Raw genomic sequence first — 16,639 nt, 5'->3', positions numbered from 1 at the left:
CGAACGAAAAAGCAGCAAATCAACCAATGGAAGGTTTTTCCTTAGTCGTAACAAATAAATAGTTCGCTGGATAACCGATTTGGAAAACACCGAGCGTGATTAGATAAAAAACAAGTGGTACTACAAAAGTAGAGAAAATAATGCCAAATGATGCGCTAGATAATTGCGCCTGATTCGCTACATAGCCTGTATAGCTCAAAACAAATCCTGGGATAGCTCCACCAATCGCCATCGCAAATTTCATGATAAAAGAATTCAATGAAGCGATCAGCGCTGCTGTTTCAATTCCCAACTCGTGTTTTATTTGATCCACGTTATCAGCAGATAAACTATACTGCAAAGTATTGGTTAGCCCTAAGCCAACTTGGACAGCAAGATAAGCCCCTAAGAAAATCATTTTCGATTGATGCACGCCGATCATCACGATCATCGCTAAACAGAGTAAAGATAATGCGCCAACATATACTTTTTTCTTCCCCCATCGCTTAGATAAACTAGGGACCAACACACCTGCTCCTAAAGCACCAAACAGTCCTAAAAAACTAGCGAAACTTAGCAATTTTGTGTCATTCAAAATATAGTTCAAATAATACAAAAGCGATCCACTAAAGATATTGCTTGCGGCGGTAATAAAAAGCATACTGATAAATAGGGTCATCACTGGACGAATTTTTAAGATAGCAAGCGCTTCTTTATAAGAATAGCCGCGCTCTTGCGATAATTCAGCGGGCTCTTCATTCCCTCTTTCTTTCAGTGCTAATGTACCAAAAATCGTGAAGAACAAGACGACTAGTACCGTTCCGACAATCAACAAGGTATACCCAGAAAGCCCATTATTGTAAGCGGAAAGGATCAACGGTGCCAAAATATTCAAACAAGTAGGTCCTACTGTATACGACACACCTTTTATGGACGACAAGATGTTTCGATCGGCTTCTTGATCGGTTAATACGGGGATCAAACTATTTAATGGGATATCCATTAAATCAAAAGTGATACCTAACAAAATATAAGAAATATAGATAACGACGATTTTTTGACTAGTAAAAAGTAACGGTGCAAACCAAACGAGTAAATAGTTGATACAACAAATCACTGTTCCCAGCACCAAAATCGGGCGATATTTGCCAAAGCGTGTCACTGGGAAACGATCGATCAAAAAACCTAATAAAGGATCACTGAAACCATCAAGTAGTCTGGAGACCAGAAAAAGCGTACTAACTACAGCAGGATTAATGCCAATTACATCGGTATAAAAAATCAAAAGGTACGTATTCAACAACGTCATCACTGGGATATTTCCGAGATTTGTTAAAGCAAAACCAATTTTTTCCTTTACACTGATTCGTGTTTGTTGCATTCCAATCCTCTCCTTTTTCAAATCAGTTGTTTGCTCTTAGTTGTTTCAAGGGAGATATCATAATTTTTTCCTGGCTCTAAATGAACCACTTGCTGGTTGATACGGAGAATCCCTCCTTCTCGTGTCGTTGAGATGTGTAGCTGTTCTTGTTCTTTATTGATTGTGACAAGTCCATTTTTGATTGGTATTTGCATGTTTAGACTTTCAAAAGCAGCTAGATTAGGTTCAACAACGAAAGTTTGATATCCTGGTGAAAGTGGTCGGACACCTGCGAAATATCTGCCTAATAGATAGATCGGGCTTGCTCCCCAAGCATGGCATAAGCTTTTGCCAAAAGGATCCCCATACATTTCATACACTTGTTCGCCCGTTTCCTCAGGGATATATTCTTCCCAGAATGTCACTGCCCCTCTTTCAACCATTCCGCCCCAGTAATCACAGATGATTTGATACACTTGGTCTGTTTGACCCATTTTACATAGAGCATCTTGCTCGAAAAATTTGAAATAAGGTGTCGTGATCTGGGTAATTTCAGGGTTTAACAATACATGGGTTAAAATCTGTTCTTTCTTTTCTTGTTCTACTAAATCGAATAAAATGGCAAAGATATTGGCATGACGAGTTACGTGGCGCTTTTTCGATTCATAGGAATCAATAAATGCCTGCTTTTCTTCGTCCCAGAAATAGCTCATGACGTTTTCTTTTAGTTGTTGATACTTCTGTTCATAGTCATCTACTTCACCCAAAACAGCTCCACAAGTCATCATCGTTTGGTAAGCTTTAAGCAATAGAATTTGTTCTGCTGCCAAGGTTCCTTCTCGATCCATCTCCGTCCAGTCAATAAACAACCAATCTTTTTCTCGCCCATAAATAAAGCCAAGTTCATTCGTTTGTGCTTGGAGATAGTCCATCATCGTCTTCATCTTAGGATAGATTTGTTTCAAGAAAACCGTGTCACCCGTCATTAGATAGTGATTCTCAACAGCGATGATCCATAAAATCGAGTAGTCAACGATCGTATTCATATGTTGCTTGATTTCATTTTGCCCACGAAGCGCTAACATCGTTCGGGTATTGATTTCTTCATCGAAAAAGAGATATTGGTTGATAAAATAGCTTTGGTAAGCATCGCCTGACCAGATCCACCGATCTCGCTTGATCCCATCGATAAAGAACAATCCACTACATAGGGTAAATGTTTCCACAGAAACTTCCCAAATCTTGTTTAAAAGGACATTGTCTGAAGAAAAAGCAGCATGATTGGTTAAAGGAAGGGATTCATGGATCGCCTCGATCTCAATTTCTTCCTTCGCAACATCTGGAACAAACAAATACCGAAAAGCACGCTTTCTTGGGATTGTTTCAACAGTAGCTGCTTTTTCTTTGTAATAGCACATCTCCACATCCAATGCTTCTGATGCAGATTCACCATAGCAAATCATGATCGGTTGCCCATGTGTCATTTTTTTGATCGCCAGTGTTCCGTAAACCGCACGACCATAATCAATCAATACCCCATCATTCTGTTCGTTGATTGAAACAGGTGTAACCACTTTTTTTTCAAAATAGACATGATTTGGATCGTTTGCTTTATCCAAATAAAGTGAGCTCCAACCAGCTGGTAGTTCTTCAATAAAGTTACTTGCTCGCCAACCTACATCACTCTTGATAACCTCTCCTTCGACAAAGACAGCGGGTAATCCAGTTGCGTTGCCTACAAAAATCCTGATTTTATTCTTTCCAGGCTGACAATTGATTGTTTCTTTAAGTGGATACTTTTTCCCATTCACTTCCACATAGCCAATCCCTGTTGCATAAACAATAAAAGAAGTTGGTTCTGTCAGTTCGTAGTAACGTTTGAATTTCACATTTTTATGACAATCATCAACGTTCCAATAAGCAGGCCAGTCATAGCCTCTTTCTTCTCTTGAAAAATTTTGTAATAATCCTTGTCTGATTTCAAAATCTCCTGGGTACCATAACCATCTTGTTTGTTTTTCACTATTCATCTTCCACACTCCTTGGTTTTGGATCGTAGCAATGGTAATCATGCACGATTCTTTTTTCTCATTGTCAATAACTGATAGTCTAAGCCTTTTGAACACATTGATTAATAACAAATGAAACAGCCCCGTACGTCTCACCCAAACTAGCGAAAGTTAAGCCAAATGAACACATTTGTTTAGTCATTTTGATAGCTCACTCTTCTTCAAAAATAAGTTAGAAATTTCCGTTTTGTACTTTCCATCACTTAAAAAAAACAGGAACGGCCGTTATCAATCAATAGTTAAATAGATTTAAGTTCTCCTTCCTAAACACTTATGCTTTTTCTCCCTCTACATATTAACCGCTTTCATATTCAGGGAACAATTTCCAAAATCCAGAATGTTTATATCAAATCTACAGGTTTTTTGGTTAAGAAGTTGTGTTACATTAATAGCAAGGTAAGATGATCATTAAGAGGTGAAGTTCATGGAGAAATGGATCGCAGAGTTATTCAAAGAAACGGAAATCGAAAAATTGCAAAAAAAATCAGGTAAAAATATTAATACGATGAACCTCAACTATCATCGTTCGATCGTTCCAGAAATTCCTAAAAGTAAGTTCTTTGAGTTTGGATCAATCGCAATTAACAAACATCCAAGATTTTCTTACACACCCGCGCATACCCATCATTTTATTGAGTTGAATTTTTTATTCAATGGGCAGTGCACCCAGCGTTTGAACGGTGACGTTTTTCATTTAGAAAAAGGACAGTTACTTCTGTTAGATAGTAAGGTTATCCAACAAATCGATTATGTAGGAGCAGAGGATATCTTGATCAATTTCCTCCTTGATATTCCAGCTATTCAAAATATTCTATTGCCTAATCTACCAAAATCCAATAATCTAATCACAGATTTTTTCTTTCAAGCAACCCGTTCGCCTACTGAACATACTAGTTATATCCTACTAGACTTATCAATGAGTCCCTTAGCGTATCAGCTAATTAAAAGTCTGATGATGACCACTTATCAAAAAGAGTCTGTGCATAAGCAACTTTTGCTGAATTTATTATTTTCTTCACTGATGGTAGAAAGCGCGCAAGCACCAGTGATTATCACGAATAAAAAAACGATTCGTAATGAGCCGCTGATTCAAATCTTAGATTATATCAATGATCACTATGCAGAAATCACCTTACAGCAATTAGGAGAAACTTTTGGCTATAACAAAAAATATTTAAGCAACTTGTTAAAAAATAAAACCGGTAGTAGTTTCCAAGAGTTGATCGATCAAAAACGCTTATCTGAAGCAAAGCGACTCATGCTAGAAACAAACGATAGTTTAAGTACGATTGCCTTAAAAATCGGCTATAAAAGTGTCCCTTCGATTTTCAAACTTTTCCAAAAAGAAACCGGAAAAACACCTGATTATTTCCGAAAAAAACGGATGTAAAAAGAGTAGTTGAAACATGAATGGTACAACTCTCTAATTCCAACTGTAAAACAGTGACGAAAAGTTATTAACAAAAAAAAATAACAAAAACCGCCTGAAACAATTGATATGTTTCAGGCGGTCCATTTATATTTTACGTAAAATACCACGTTTCTAACGAATGTCTCTAATTGTTTGATTTTATTCTACAAATGGTTCTTCTCCCAATGCTTGTTGCGCGGCTAGATTGATCATATTCCATTGGCGATCAAAACCAGGTTGGAAGAAAAAGTCAGCTTCTGCTAAATCTTCGATCGTCAGTTTTTGTTGGATCGCTAGCGCTAGTACGTTGCCTTGAGCAGTCACATCATAAGTAGATAAAACAGCTCCGCCAAGGACTTGATGTGTCATTGGGTCAAAGAATAATTGGATTGAAACTTTCGTGTTCCCATATTCTTCAGGTACATATTTAGGACGAATAGTATCTTCATAATAAGCTGTGCGAATGGCTACGCCTGCTTTTTCTGCTGTAAAACTATTCAAACCACTAGCTGCAAAGTGATAATCAAAAACACTTAATGCCGAAGAACCTACAACGCCTCCAAATGGTTGGCTTGGTGTATCCTCAAATAGATGTTTGACTACATATCGTGCTTCTCTTCTTGCCACTGTTGCTAGTGCAATCGGCATTTTTGAGCGGGCAGGTATCGAATAAGCAAGGGTTGCATCCCCTACTGCATACACATCAGGTAAATTGGTTTGCAAATATTCATCGGTAACGATCCAACCACGATCATCTAAATCTACGACTCCTTTTAGCCATTCCGTATTCGCTTTGACTCCAGCTGCTTGAATCACAAGATCTGTCGCGATTTCTTCATCTGCTGTTTGAATCGCAGCGACTTGTTGCTCACCAGTGAAAGCAGTGATTTTCGCACCCGTCACGACTTTGATACCCTTTTCTTTTAAATGTTCGGTTAAAATATCCGTCATTTCCGGATCTAAATAAGTGCCTAATGGTCGATCAATCACGTCTAATAACGTCACTTCTTTCCCTGCTTTTTGAAAAGCTTCAGCGGCTTCGATCCCGATATAGCCTGCACCGATAACAGCTACATTTTTGATCGCTGGATCAGTTAATTTATCTTTGATTCTAGTAGCCCAATCGTACCCACGCATCAAATAAACGTTCTCTAAATCTGTTCCTGGTACTGGCAATGAATTTGGTTTTACTCCTGAGCTTAAGATCAATTTATCATATTCATACTCTTTGGTACTCTTATCTAAGATACTAGTCACCGTTACTGTCTTTTGGTCTGCATGAATCGCTTTTACTTCATGATTGTTTAAAATGTGAACATTGGGTTGTGGAAAGTTTTCTGGTCTGAAATTTCGTACATCATTAACATCTGTCACTTGGTCCTCTAAATATAATTCCATGCCACATGACATGAACGAAACATAATCCCCTGCTTCAAATAAGGTGATATCGACATTTTCACCATATCTAGATAGCAATTCTAAAATCGATTGATGTCCGCCATGAGATGCGCCGACAATAATAACCTTTGTTTTCTCCATTGATGAAACCTCCTTGTTCAATTATTTAGAATAACTCTAAACAATTCAAACATAACACTCGATTTTTTATAAATCAAAAGAAATGCCCAAATATTGGACAGAAAAAATAAGACTTTCTCTATTAAGTTTTTGACTTAAATGTTTATCAACTTTCTTTTTAGATGGCAATACTTTTTAGTAAGAAATAACTGTACAGAAAAATAAAACGGTTATGCTATTATTTGTCAATTATATCGCTTGACTTAACTTGTAAAATTTATATAAAAAACATTTTCCATACTAATAAAGTTAGCTGGTACTATAGACCTCCTCAGCCATGAAATTAGAAAAAAACATACCAAAAATAATAACTGTACAAAAAAGATCGTTTCAGAACACTTAACATTTACAAATAAATACAGGAAAAACTTTGCGTTACTTAATGTTGTATAGTATTATAAGAGTAAAGAGGTGGTATATATGCTCATTACAAAATCTAGATTACAAGGTAGTTCTGTAGTAATTACACTACCGTCTGATAATGGTAAAAAACCTTCAGAAAATCAAGAATATATTGTTGTCTACTCTGAAGATGGGACAATCACATTAGTTCCTAAAATCGAAGATCCATTTAGTGCTGGACAAGAAGCTGAGTATTACGAAAAAGATGAATGGAAAGACTTAACTCCTGAAGGGAGAGAAATTTTATAGTGCCTAAAGCTAGAAATTATATTCCTAAAAAAGGGGATATTGTTTGGATCGATTTTGATCCATCCACAGGCAAAGAAATTCAAAAGAGAAGACCAGGCTTGGTTGTATCTCGTTATGAATTTAATTGCACAACAATGTTTGCAATAATCTGTCCAATTACTTCTACTATAAAAAATCTACCGACACGCTATTCGCTTCCCAAAGATTTAGATACAAAGGGACAAGTACTTATTTCTCAATTAAAATCACTTGATTTCAAGGAAAGAAAACTCAAAAAGGTCGAAAATTTACCTTTACAAGATATGGCTAAAATTGATCAGATTATCCAGTATATATTTTAAGCACCTTAAATTGGATCATAATCTTTCGTTATGCCAAATAAAACTAAAAAATGTACACCATTAAAAAAGAAAAATGACAAATGTTCCTCTTTCAATCAACAAAGTAAACAAAAAATGAAAAACTTCGTTCAATAAAATGAACGTAGCTTTTCATTTTTTTTGATTACATATCAGCTAAAAAAAGGCGAATCCGTTGGCAAGCTTCCGTAAGTTCTGCCAAACTACTTGCATAAGAAATCCGAATATAGCCTTCACCCTCTGGTCCAAAAGCTGAACCAGGGATACAGGCGACTCTGCCTTGTTCTGCTAACTGTAAGCAAAACTCCCAAGAATTCAAGGTAACTTCTTTTGGCAGTTTACAAAACAGGTAAAAGGCGCCATCAGGTGGTATGATTTCAAACCCTAACTCACTTAATTGACCTAAAAGATAATCTCTTCTCTTCGCATACTGTTCTTTCATTTTTTCCCCATCATACATTCCGGTAGTAAGTGCCTCAACCGCAGCTTTTTGAGCCATCGTAGTGGCTGAAGTGACTAAATATTGATGGACTTTGATGATTTCATCAATCACATATTTTTGAGCAAAAATAAAGCCGATCCGCCAGCCGGTCATCGCATGAGATTTGGATAAACCGCTAATCACAATTGTTTGCTCCGGAAGATAAGACGCTGGCGAGACATGGTCTCCGACATAATTCAACTCTGCATAGACTTCATCACTGATCACGAAGACCGATCGTTGTTTGATGACTTCAGCTAATTTTGCCATTTGTTCTGAAGTTAACAGTGTTCCTGTTGGATTGCTTGGATAGTTCAAGATAATTGCTTTGATCGAGTCGCCATAAATAGCAAAGGCTGCTTCTAACTGTTCTGGTTGGCAAATAAAGCCTGTTTCTGACGTATCGATCGTGATCAATTCCGCTCCAGCAAGATCCACTATCGGCTGATAGCCAGGATAAGCAGGCGCAGGAATCAATACTTTGTCGCCTTCTTCTAAAATCGCTAGTAAAGAAGCAGCGATTGCTTCTGTGGCACCAACTGTCGTTAGTACTTCAGTTTGAGGATCGTATACCAACCCATAACGTTCTTTTTGAAATAAACAAGCAGCTTCACAAACTTCGGGTAGTCCCCTCATCCCCGTATAATGGGAATAATTTTCTTCAATAGCAGTGATCCCCGCCTGTTTGACATGTTCGGGTGTTGGAAAATCAGGCTCTCCTAAGGTTAACTTGATGACATCGGGGATAGCAGAAATTTGTTGGTCAAAACTTCTGATTTGTGACACTGCTATTTTTGCAAGCCTGTGATTAAAACGATTGGTTAAATTCATGTGGTTTTCTCCTTTTTATCACTTCTTTGTCACTGATCCTTTTTTAGCAAAAGTCCTTTTGTATGAAGGATCGTTTGATACCAAGCGACACCCTTTTCTAACACAGCCATATCAAAATCAAATCGTGCATCATGAAGTGCTGGTGTATCACCGACACCGAGAAAGAAAAAAACACATGGATACTTCTGGGTATAAACACCGAAATCCTCTGCTTGCAAGACCGGTTGTTCAAGCTCATGTAATTTTTCTGATTGCTTCAAGGCTGTATATATGTGAGGATCATTGATGACCGCTGGATATCCATCATTATAACGGAATTGGATCGATACCTGCGAATTTTTTTGAAATTTCTCTGCTAAATCAGCCAGTTGTGCTTTGATCGAATCTTGGATTTGCTGATCATAAGAACGGATGCTGCCTGAAATAGTTACTTCATTTGCTAAAACATTTCGAATCGTACCACCAGTGATCTGTCCAAACTTTATTAAACGTCGCCATTCTTTAGGTAAAGATTGTTCCAACTCGTATACTTCATCCATAAAACCAATGGCTCCTCGGATACTGTCGATCCCTTGTTCACTAGAGGCAATATGGGCAGATCTCCCTTTGACAATGATATCTGTCTCACTACTTTGTGCCATAAAGGCGCCCGATCGTGAATAGATCTCGCCTTTGGGAAGACCTGGCCATAAATGAAATCCGAAAATCGCTTGGACTTGATAGTACTCTAACAAACCTGTTTGAATAACACTTTCCGCTCCGCCAGATATTTCTTCCGAAGGTTGAAAAATCAGAACAACGTTGTACATTAACTGTTCTTTATGATCTGCGATATATTCCGTTAACCCTAATAACATTGCCATATGTCCATCGTGACCACACGCATGCATCATCCCTTCATGAGTAGAAGCAAAGGGAAGATTTGTTTCTTCTTGGATCGGTAAGGCGTCAATATCTGTCCGAAAAGCAATCGTTTCGTTTTGTTGATGATCAAAATAAAGCAATAAACCAGTCTCGCCGATCTCATGCAGGACTCCCCCAAGATCCTTGATTTGTTCATGCAAATACGCTTTGGTTTTAAATTCATGAAAGCCGATTTCAGGAATTTGATGTAACGCCATGCGATGTTTTGCTAACATCGACATTCACCATCCCTTCATAGAGCCCTTTAACGACTGTTTCATATTCTTCATTTTTTACCCCAATGATCAAGTTTAATTCTTGTGCCCCTTGGGATAAGATCGATGTCCGAATCTCTAGTTGATTTAAGATGGATAAGACTTTGCCAGAAAGTCCAATCAGTTCTTTATGTGGTCCGCCAACAACTGAGATCAATGCCAGATTCTCGATAATTTCGACTTCCTCGACACCCAAATTTTCTTTTAACTCTTTGGTAATCAAAAATAATTGATCTGCAATGGCTTCTGCTGAAACGACTACTCCAATATTGTCGATCCCCGAAGGAATGTGTTCGATCGAAATACCATGATTCGCAAAGACACTCATTGCTTTCCAAATAAACCCGATTTCATCAGACATATGTCGTTTAAATAGTGTTAGCGAAAGAAAATCTTTTTTTCCAGCAATCCCTGTTAAGCCATTTTCTTTTTCGACTTCTTTGCTGGAAATTCTAGTGCCTTGCGCCTCTGGATCGTTCGTATTTTTTATTTGAATCGGGATACCTGCTTCTTGTACTGGGAAAATAGCTGATTCATGGAGAACATTTGCCCCCATATACGCCATCTCTCGTAATTCTCTAAATGAAATTTCTTTGATGATTTTTGGCGTGTCAATGATTCGTGGATCAGCCATCATAATCCCAGAAACATCCGTCCAATTCTCATAACAGTCGGCATTCAATAGTTTGGCTAAGATTGCGCCAGTGATGTCGCTCCCACCTCGCCCCATCAATTTTTCTTTTCCAACTGGATTAGCACCATAGAATCCTGGGACTACTAGTGGGCCTTTTTCTTGATAAATAGTTATTATTGCTTGTTTCGTCCGTTCTTCATCGATCTCACCCGTATAATCAAAGAAAATCAGTTCTTTCGCATCTATAAACGTATAACCAACATATTCAGCTAATAACTTCGCAGTGAGATATTCTCCCCGACTGACCAAAAAATCTTGCGAGACTTTTTCTCGCTGTAATTTTTTTTGGATCTCTAATAATTCATCTTCAATCGGAAAAGTCAACGACAAGACATCTCTCACTTGAATGAATCGTTCACAGATCCTTTCCCACAAAGGTGTCCAATCGACTCCATGATGAAGATAGGCATGGATCAAATACAAGAGATCCGTGACTTTGTCATCTTCTTTTGTTCGTTTTCCTAAAGCGGAAACAACGATCACACTTCGTTCAGGAGCAGCTAAAATAATAGATTTTACCTTTTTGAATTGTTCTTCATGAGCCATCGATGAGCCACCAAATTTTGCGACTTTCATTGGATCACCTCCCTGATTGGTGATAACAATGCAGAGGCGATTTGTACAGCATTCGCAGCTGCGCCTTTACGGATATTATCCGCTACGGTATACAGCAACAGCCCATTTTCCAATGTAGGATCATGCCGGAGTCTGCCGACGTATACCTCATCTGTTCCTTTAGCAAGGATACTGGTCGGGTAACTATGGTTGGGCAAATCATCCACGACTGTTATTCCCGGGAAATGTTGCAAACATTGACGGACTGCTGCAAGTGAAAATGGCTGCGCCAACTGGACTGCGATTAAAACACCATGACCAACTTCGATGGGGACACGTACACAAGTAGCCGAGACAGGTAAGTTAGGCAAATGTAGGATCTTCCTTGTTTCAGCCATCATTTTGTGTTCTTCTTTCGTATACCCATCAACCAACGGTGCATCAATTTCGGGGATGACTGTTTGACTGATATCATGCGGATAAAGCGAAGGTTCCTGCCCTTTTTGAGTGGCGTGAAGATCAGTTAGCCCTTGTTGCCCCGAACCAGAGACCGCTTGATAGGTGGAATAGTTCACGCGGTTGACACCAAATGTCTGTTGCAATGCCTTTAACGGTAAAATGGCTTGGATCGTGGAACAGTTTGGATTGGCAATCAATCGGTTCATTTCATGATCTGCTAGATTGACTTCTGGAACGATCAACGGAATCGACGGATCTTCTCGCCAAGCAGAAGAATTATCAATGACGACCAACCCATGTTCTCTAGCAAGTGGCGCAAATTCAAGTGAAATTTCTGCTCCGGCTGAAAAAAGCGCTAAATCATACCCGTCAAATGATGTCTTTGTTAATTCTTCTACTGTGTATTCTTTTCCCTTAAACACACAGACTTTTCCAGCTGAACGCTTGGATGCTAATAATTTCAAACGACCTACTGGAAAATCATATTCTGCTAACACGTTCAACATCGTTTGACCAACTAAACCAGTTGCTCCAACGATACAGGTATCTATTTTGCGCATCTTTTTCATCCTCTCTATAATTCCCGTAATGCAGCGATCAATGCGGTGTTTTCCCTCGTTTGTTCGTCTTTGATTTTTAATACTCGGGCAGGTGTTCCACCCACTACGGTATCAGCGGCTACATCTTCTAAAACAACTGCTCCAGCCGCTACGACTGCATTTTTGCCAATACGGACACCTTCAACAATGACAGCATTCGCACCAACCAAGACACCGTCTTCAACCACCACTGGTTGAGCGGAAGCCGGTTCGATCAAACCCGCCAACACTGCCCCCGCACCAATGTGACAATTTTTGCCGACAATCGCTCTTCCGCCTAAGATTGCCCCCATGTCGATCATCGAGTTTTCCCCAATCTCCGCACCGATATTGATGATCGCTCCCATCATGATGACCGCATGATCACCGATCGTTACTTGATCCCGAATAATTGCTCCTGGCTCGATCCGAGCATCGATTTCTTTTAAATCAAGCAGAGGTATGGCACTATTTCTAGCTGTTTCTTCTATTTCGATCTCAATGATTTTAGCGGATTCTTTTGCGAGGATTGGTGCGATTTCTTTGTAATCACCGAAAATAATTTGGCTATTCCCCTGACCAAATACTTTACACTTTTCAAATTTAATTGGTTCAGTGACATTTAAATACACTTTAACCGGTGTTTTTTTATCAGCTGTTTGAATCAAACGTATAATTGCTTGTGCGTCCATTTGCTTTCTCTCCTTTATCCACCTAAAGTATCTGCTAATTGATAGTATCCAGCTGGTTGATTGCTTAACCAAAAAGCTGCACTTACTGCTCCTTCTGCAAAAATCTGATTGGAAAACGATTCATGTTTGATTGATAATACTTCATCCGTAGATGCAAATAAAACTTCGTGCTCTCCAGGTAGAGAACCAATACGTAAACTGTGTACTCCGATTTCATCGGTTTTTCTAGGTTGATCTTTCCATTGGAAAACAGGCGATAGTTTACGGACTTCTTGCATACTAGCGAGTAGTGATTGAGCCGTTCCAGAAGACGCATCTTTTTTTTGGTCATGATGTTTTTCAATCAATTCGATTTGCCATGTTTTCAATAATTCAGCAGCCTGCTTCACTAATTGATTCATGACAAAAATCCCTAAAGAAAAGTTCGCACTGTATAAAATGGGGAAACGTTGCCCAAACGCTTCGATTGCCTGGAATTGTTCCTCACTATAGCCAGTCGTTCCGATCACGACTGGAAGTTGGTGTGCTGCTCCATAATCTAGCACTTTTTCCAAATTATCTGCGTGAGAAAAATCAATAAGGAGTGAGATATTACTCGGAAAAGATAAAGTAGTCGCTTCTTTAAGGGAGACCTTTGGAAAAACGACCTCATGTTCATAAGATTCAATGACTTCTTGGATTTTTTTGCCCATTCGTCCATGTCCGACTACACCAATTTTCATACCTGTTCTCGTCCTTTCATAGGTAATAATTCCTGTAATACTCCTCGCTTGTCCTCAGACAGAGGAACAAGTGGTAGCCGTAACACACCTGAAGGAAGAGCCATCATCTCCATTGCGGCTTTTATTGGGATCGGATTTGTTTCACTAAACAAGGCATGGATCAATGGTAAGGCAGTTAATTGGATTTGTTGCGCTCGTCGAAGATTCCCTTGCTCAAACGTTGCGACTAATTCATGGACTAATCTAGGCTGGATATTGGCCCAAACACTGATAACCCCACTTCCACCCACACTTAATATCGGCAAAATAGCATCATCGTTGCCACTATAAAGGACAAACGAGTCTGTCAAAAGACGACCAACTGCCATCACATAAGCAAGATCACCTGATGCTTCTTTGATCCCGCTGATTTGTGGATGTGTCGCTAATTTTTCCAGGACTGGAATTGGGATCGTCATTCCAGTTCTAGATGGTACATTGTATAAAATGATCGGTCGTGGTGATTGGTCAGCAATTGCAGTAAAATGCGCCAACAAACCTGCATCACTTGTCTTATTATAATAAGGCGTGATCACTAACAATTGATCCGCCCCAATCGCTGCTAAACGTTGGACTCTTTCAATTGTTTTTTTCGTATCGTTTGTTCCTGCGCCTGCGATGACTGGGATTCTTTTATTTACTTTTGCTACTGTAAAACGTAGAATCTCCTCTTCTTCTTCTGGCGTTAACGTCGAAGATTCCCCAGTTGTTCCTAACACTAACAGGCCATCTGTACCTTCTGAAAGATGAAACTCAATTAGTTTCTCTAATCCTTGATAGTCAATTTCGCCAAGCGCATTCATCGGTGTAATCAATGCAACGATCGAACCTTTAATCATACGACATCTCCTTTTGTGACCATTCATGAACAGCTGGTCCCGTCATTTGTATTTGTGTCTCCCCAGTAATCATTAACTCTCCTTGCTCTAAGTGAATCATGGCCTTAGCACTTGCTAAGTATCCATGATCTCTAGCTACAACATAAGCCGCACAACAGCCAGTACCACAAGCCAATGTCCAACCAACACCACGTTCATACGTGCGTACGATCAGTTCCTGTTCATTGACTCGTTGGACAAAATTAACATTGGTTTTTTCTGAGAATAATGGATGGTGACAAATCTGTTCCCCTAACGCTTTCATTTGTTGCGCTTTTGCATCCTCTACAAAAACAACGGTATGGATCGTGCCCATAAACAAACTAGTTAGCTGGACATCCACTTGTCCAATACATACTATTTGATCCACGATGGGTTCTGTTTGATTGACCGCTAACTTTTCTGTCGAATAATCGGGTTGTCCCATCTGAGCGGTACAATAAAAAGGTTCTTCTGTCAAAATTTCAATGGAAATCACACCCGCTAATGTGTGTACGTCGAAAGGTGAAGTTTCTACCATAGCTTTATCCCATACATGCCGAGCAAAACAACGAATTCCATTCCCACACATCGGCGCCTGACTGCCATCTTTATTGAAATAAAGCATCGTTAAAGGTTGCTCTCGAACGACAATCAACCCATCTGTATCAAATCGATCCTGTCCACACCACTTGCTGGCTAATTGGTGATAATCGATTCCTTCTTCATAGTCCATTAAGATAAAATCATTGCCGCAACCATTATATTTATGCAGGATCATTGAACTTCACCTCGCAATAAATCCTCATATTCTTGCCTACGTACCACTAATCGAGCAGTTTCACCGTTGACGAATACCACAGCAGGCGTCAAAGCTCGGTTATAGTTGCTACTCATTGAATAACCATAAGCGCCTGTGGCATATACCGCTAATATATCTCCGGGTTCAGCGATAGGCAAAAGAGCTTCTTGAATAACCACATCACCTGACTCACACATTTTCCCAGCGATCGTGACTTTTTCGGTTTTCTTTTCCCTTAATTTGGTTGCCAGATCACATTGATAGCTCGCTTGATAGAGTGCTGGACGGATATTATCGGTCATTCCCCCATCGACAAAATAATATTTTTTATTTGGCGTTTGCTTAATAAATCCTACCGTATAAAGCGTCGTTCCTGCTTCCCCAACGATACTTCTTCCGGGTTCGATCAACAATTCATTGATTACTAATCCTTGTTTTTTTAAAGCTTCTTCCGTAAAACGTACTAATTCTCGAACAGATTCTTCAATGGGTAATGGCTGATCACTTTCGGTATAACGAATACCGAACCCTCCCCCAAGATTTAGCGAAAGTACTTCATCAAAATCTTTAAGATAACCAACCAGTTTATGGATTTCTGCTATCCAGGCCGATAATTCAAAAATCTGCGAACCAATATGTGCATGAAAGCCTTCTAACTGTAAAAATTCACTACCCTGAATAAATTGGATCGCTTTTTGACACTCTTCACTTTCATAGAGTAGACCAAATTTTGAATCAATATGAGCGGTAACGACATATTCATGCGTATGTGCTTCGATCCCTACATTCAACCGGATCATTACCTGGAGTTCTTTTTGATATTCTTGGCTAAGTGCGACTAACAATTCAACTTCCATGAGATTATCCGCTACAAAATGAACAAGTCCATTTTCAATAGCATAACGGATTTCCGCAGGTGTTTTATTGTTTCCATGAAAATAGACCTCTTCCATTGGAAAGTCAGCACACACAGCTGTATAAATCTCACCACCACTAACTACATCTAAACCTAATCCTTGTGATTGAATCAGTTTTAACATGGCGACGGTCTGAAATGCTTTTGATGCATATAAAATCTTTGTCTTAAAATGATCTGATTGAAATCCTTGTTTAAATGCCTTGATGTTCTCCACCATTTGCTTCTCATCGTAAACATAAAGGGGTGTTTGATATTGTTTTACTAATTGACTAACAGGAATTTCACCGATCATTAATTCTGACATTCGAGACTACCTCTTTTCCGCAATGTTTTTTAAAATTTCTCTCATTAAGATTTGAATTTTATTTGAATAATATTAAACAAATTCTCAGTGATTGTCTACTATATTCATAAATTTAATAAAA

15 protein-coding genes are annotated in these 16,639 nt (G+C 39.0%); 3 read left to right on the top strand and 12 right to left on the bottom strand.

The window, feature by feature from the left end; translation table 11 throughout:
* Nucleotides 1-19 precede the first annotated feature (19 nt).
* A complete protein-coding gene (locus IGK91_RS01660) occupies nucleotides 20-1,360 on the bottom strand; it encodes an MFS transporter (RefSeq protein WP_010720189.1) in 1,341 nt (446 codons plus the stop codon).
* 17 nt (nucleotides 1,361-1,377) lie between these two features.
* Complete coding sequence (locus IGK91_RS01655; protein WP_081123480.1) at nucleotides 1,378-3,369, bottom strand: amylo-alpha-1,6-glucosidase; 1,992 nt, start codon at nucleotides 3,367-3,369, stop codon at nucleotides 1,378-1,380.
* Nucleotides 3,370-3,832: 463 nt separating this feature from the next.
* On the opposite strand from IGK91_RS01655, the gene IGK91_RS01650 reads away from it, so the two are divergent.
* Nucleotides 3,833-4,798, top strand: a complete 966-nt coding sequence (locus IGK91_RS01650; RefSeq protein WP_034866085.1) for an AraC family transcriptional regulator — start codon at nucleotides 3,833-3,835, stop codon at nucleotides 4,796-4,798.
* A 180-nt stretch (nucleotides 4,799-4,978) separates the two neighbouring features.
* On the opposite strand, the gene IGK91_RS01645 is transcribed toward IGK91_RS01650, so the two are convergent.
* Nucleotides 4,979-6,358 (bottom strand): FAD-dependent oxidoreductase, encoded by a 1,380-nt coding sequence (locus IGK91_RS01645; RefSeq protein ID WP_010738534.1) that lies wholly within the window; start codon nucleotides 6,356-6,358, stop codon nucleotides 4,979-4,981.
* 459 nt (nucleotides 6,359-6,817) lie between these two features.
* Here IGK91_RS01645 and mazE point away from each other — a divergent pair, with 459 nt between their 5' ends.
* Both mazE and IGK91_RS01635 read left to right on the top strand, forming a co-directional pair.
* Complete coding sequence (mazE, locus tag IGK91_RS01640) at nucleotides 6,818-7,048, top strand: type II toxin-antitoxin system PemI/MazE family antitoxin (RefSeq protein ID WP_010738535.1); 231 nt, start codon at nucleotides 6,818-6,820, stop codon at nucleotides 7,046-7,048.
* Nucleotides 7,048-7,389 carry a type II toxin-antitoxin system PemK/MazF family toxin gene (locus IGK91_RS01635; RefSeq protein ID WP_010738536.1) on the top strand — a complete coding sequence of 114 codons (342 nt, stop codon included), beginning with the start codon at nucleotides 7,048-7,050 and terminating at the stop codon, nucleotides 7,387-7,389. The genes mazE and IGK91_RS01635 overlap by 1 nt, the downstream gene beginning before the upstream one ends.
* 163 nt (nucleotides 7,390-7,552) lie before the next feature.
* Here the strand turns inward: IGK91_RS01635 and IGK91_RS01630 are convergent, their stop codons facing one another.
* From IGK91_RS01630 to lysA, 9 genes are read right to left on the bottom strand one after another with little or no spacing between them, the layout of a single operon-like run.
* Nucleotides 7,553-8,719 carry a pyridoxal phosphate-dependent aminotransferase gene (locus IGK91_RS01630; RefSeq protein ID WP_081123479.1) on the bottom strand — a complete coding sequence of 389 codons (1,167 nt, stop codon included), beginning with the start codon at nucleotides 8,717-8,719 and terminating at the stop codon, nucleotides 7,553-7,555.
* A 29-nt stretch (nucleotides 8,720-8,748) separates the two neighbouring features.
* A complete protein-coding gene (locus tag IGK91_RS01625) occupies nucleotides 8,749-9,858 on the bottom strand; it encodes a M20 family metallopeptidase (RefSeq protein WP_164907387.1) in 1,110 nt (369 codons plus the stop codon).
* Entirely contained in the window at nucleotides 9,818-11,167 is a 1,350-nt protein-coding gene (locus IGK91_RS01620; protein ID WP_010720195.1) for an aspartate kinase, read from the bottom strand. Before IGK91_RS01620 ends, IGK91_RS01625 begins: the two co-directional genes overlap by 41 nt.
* On the bottom strand, nucleotides 11,164-12,165 hold the full coding sequence (locus IGK91_RS01615; protein ID WP_034866081.1) for an aspartate-semialdehyde dehydrogenase: 1,002 nt from the start codon (nucleotides 12,163-12,165) through the stop codon (nucleotides 11,164-11,166). Before IGK91_RS01615 ends, IGK91_RS01620 begins: the two co-directional genes overlap by 4 nt.
* Nucleotides 12,166-12,179: 14 nt before the next feature.
* Nucleotides 12,180-12,875 carry a 2,3,4,5-tetrahydropyridine-2,6-dicarboxylate N-acetyltransferase gene (gene dapD, locus IGK91_RS01610; RefSeq protein ID WP_081129630.1) on the bottom strand — a complete coding sequence of 232 codons (696 nt, stop codon included), beginning with the start codon at nucleotides 12,873-12,875 and terminating at the stop codon, nucleotides 12,180-12,182.
* Between the two features lie 14 nt (nucleotides 12,876-12,889).
* Entirely contained in the window at nucleotides 12,890-13,597 is a 708-nt protein-coding gene (gene dapB, locus IGK91_RS01605) for a 4-hydroxy-tetrahydrodipicolinate reductase (RefSeq protein WP_081123476.1), read from the bottom strand.
* Complete coding sequence (dapA, locus tag IGK91_RS01600) at nucleotides 13,594-14,475, bottom strand: 4-hydroxy-tetrahydrodipicolinate synthase (RefSeq protein WP_010738542.1); 882 nt, start codon at nucleotides 14,473-14,475, stop codon at nucleotides 13,594-13,596. Before dapA ends, dapB begins: the two co-directional genes overlap by 4 nt.
* Nucleotides 14,468-15,274, bottom strand: coding sequence for a diaminopimelate epimerase (dapF, locus tag IGK91_RS01595; protein ID WP_010738543.1), 807 nt, complete (start codon nucleotides 15,272-15,274; stop codon nucleotides 14,468-14,470). Before dapF ends, dapA begins: the two co-directional genes overlap by 8 nt.
* Entirely contained in the window at nucleotides 15,271-16,518 is a 1,248-nt protein-coding gene (gene lysA, locus IGK91_RS01590) for a diaminopimelate decarboxylase (protein ID WP_010738544.1), read from the bottom strand. The genes dapF and lysA overlap by 4 nt, the downstream gene beginning before the upstream one ends.
* Between the last annotated feature and the right edge of the window lie 121 nt (nucleotides 16,519-16,639).

The organism is Enterococcus sp. DIV1208 (genome assembly GCF_050530455.1).
Taxonomy (GTDB): Bacteria; Bacillota; Bacilli; order Lactobacillales; family Enterococcaceae; genus Enterococcus_B; species Enterococcus_B hirae.
This window is presented reverse-complemented; position numbering and strand designations above follow the sequence as displayed.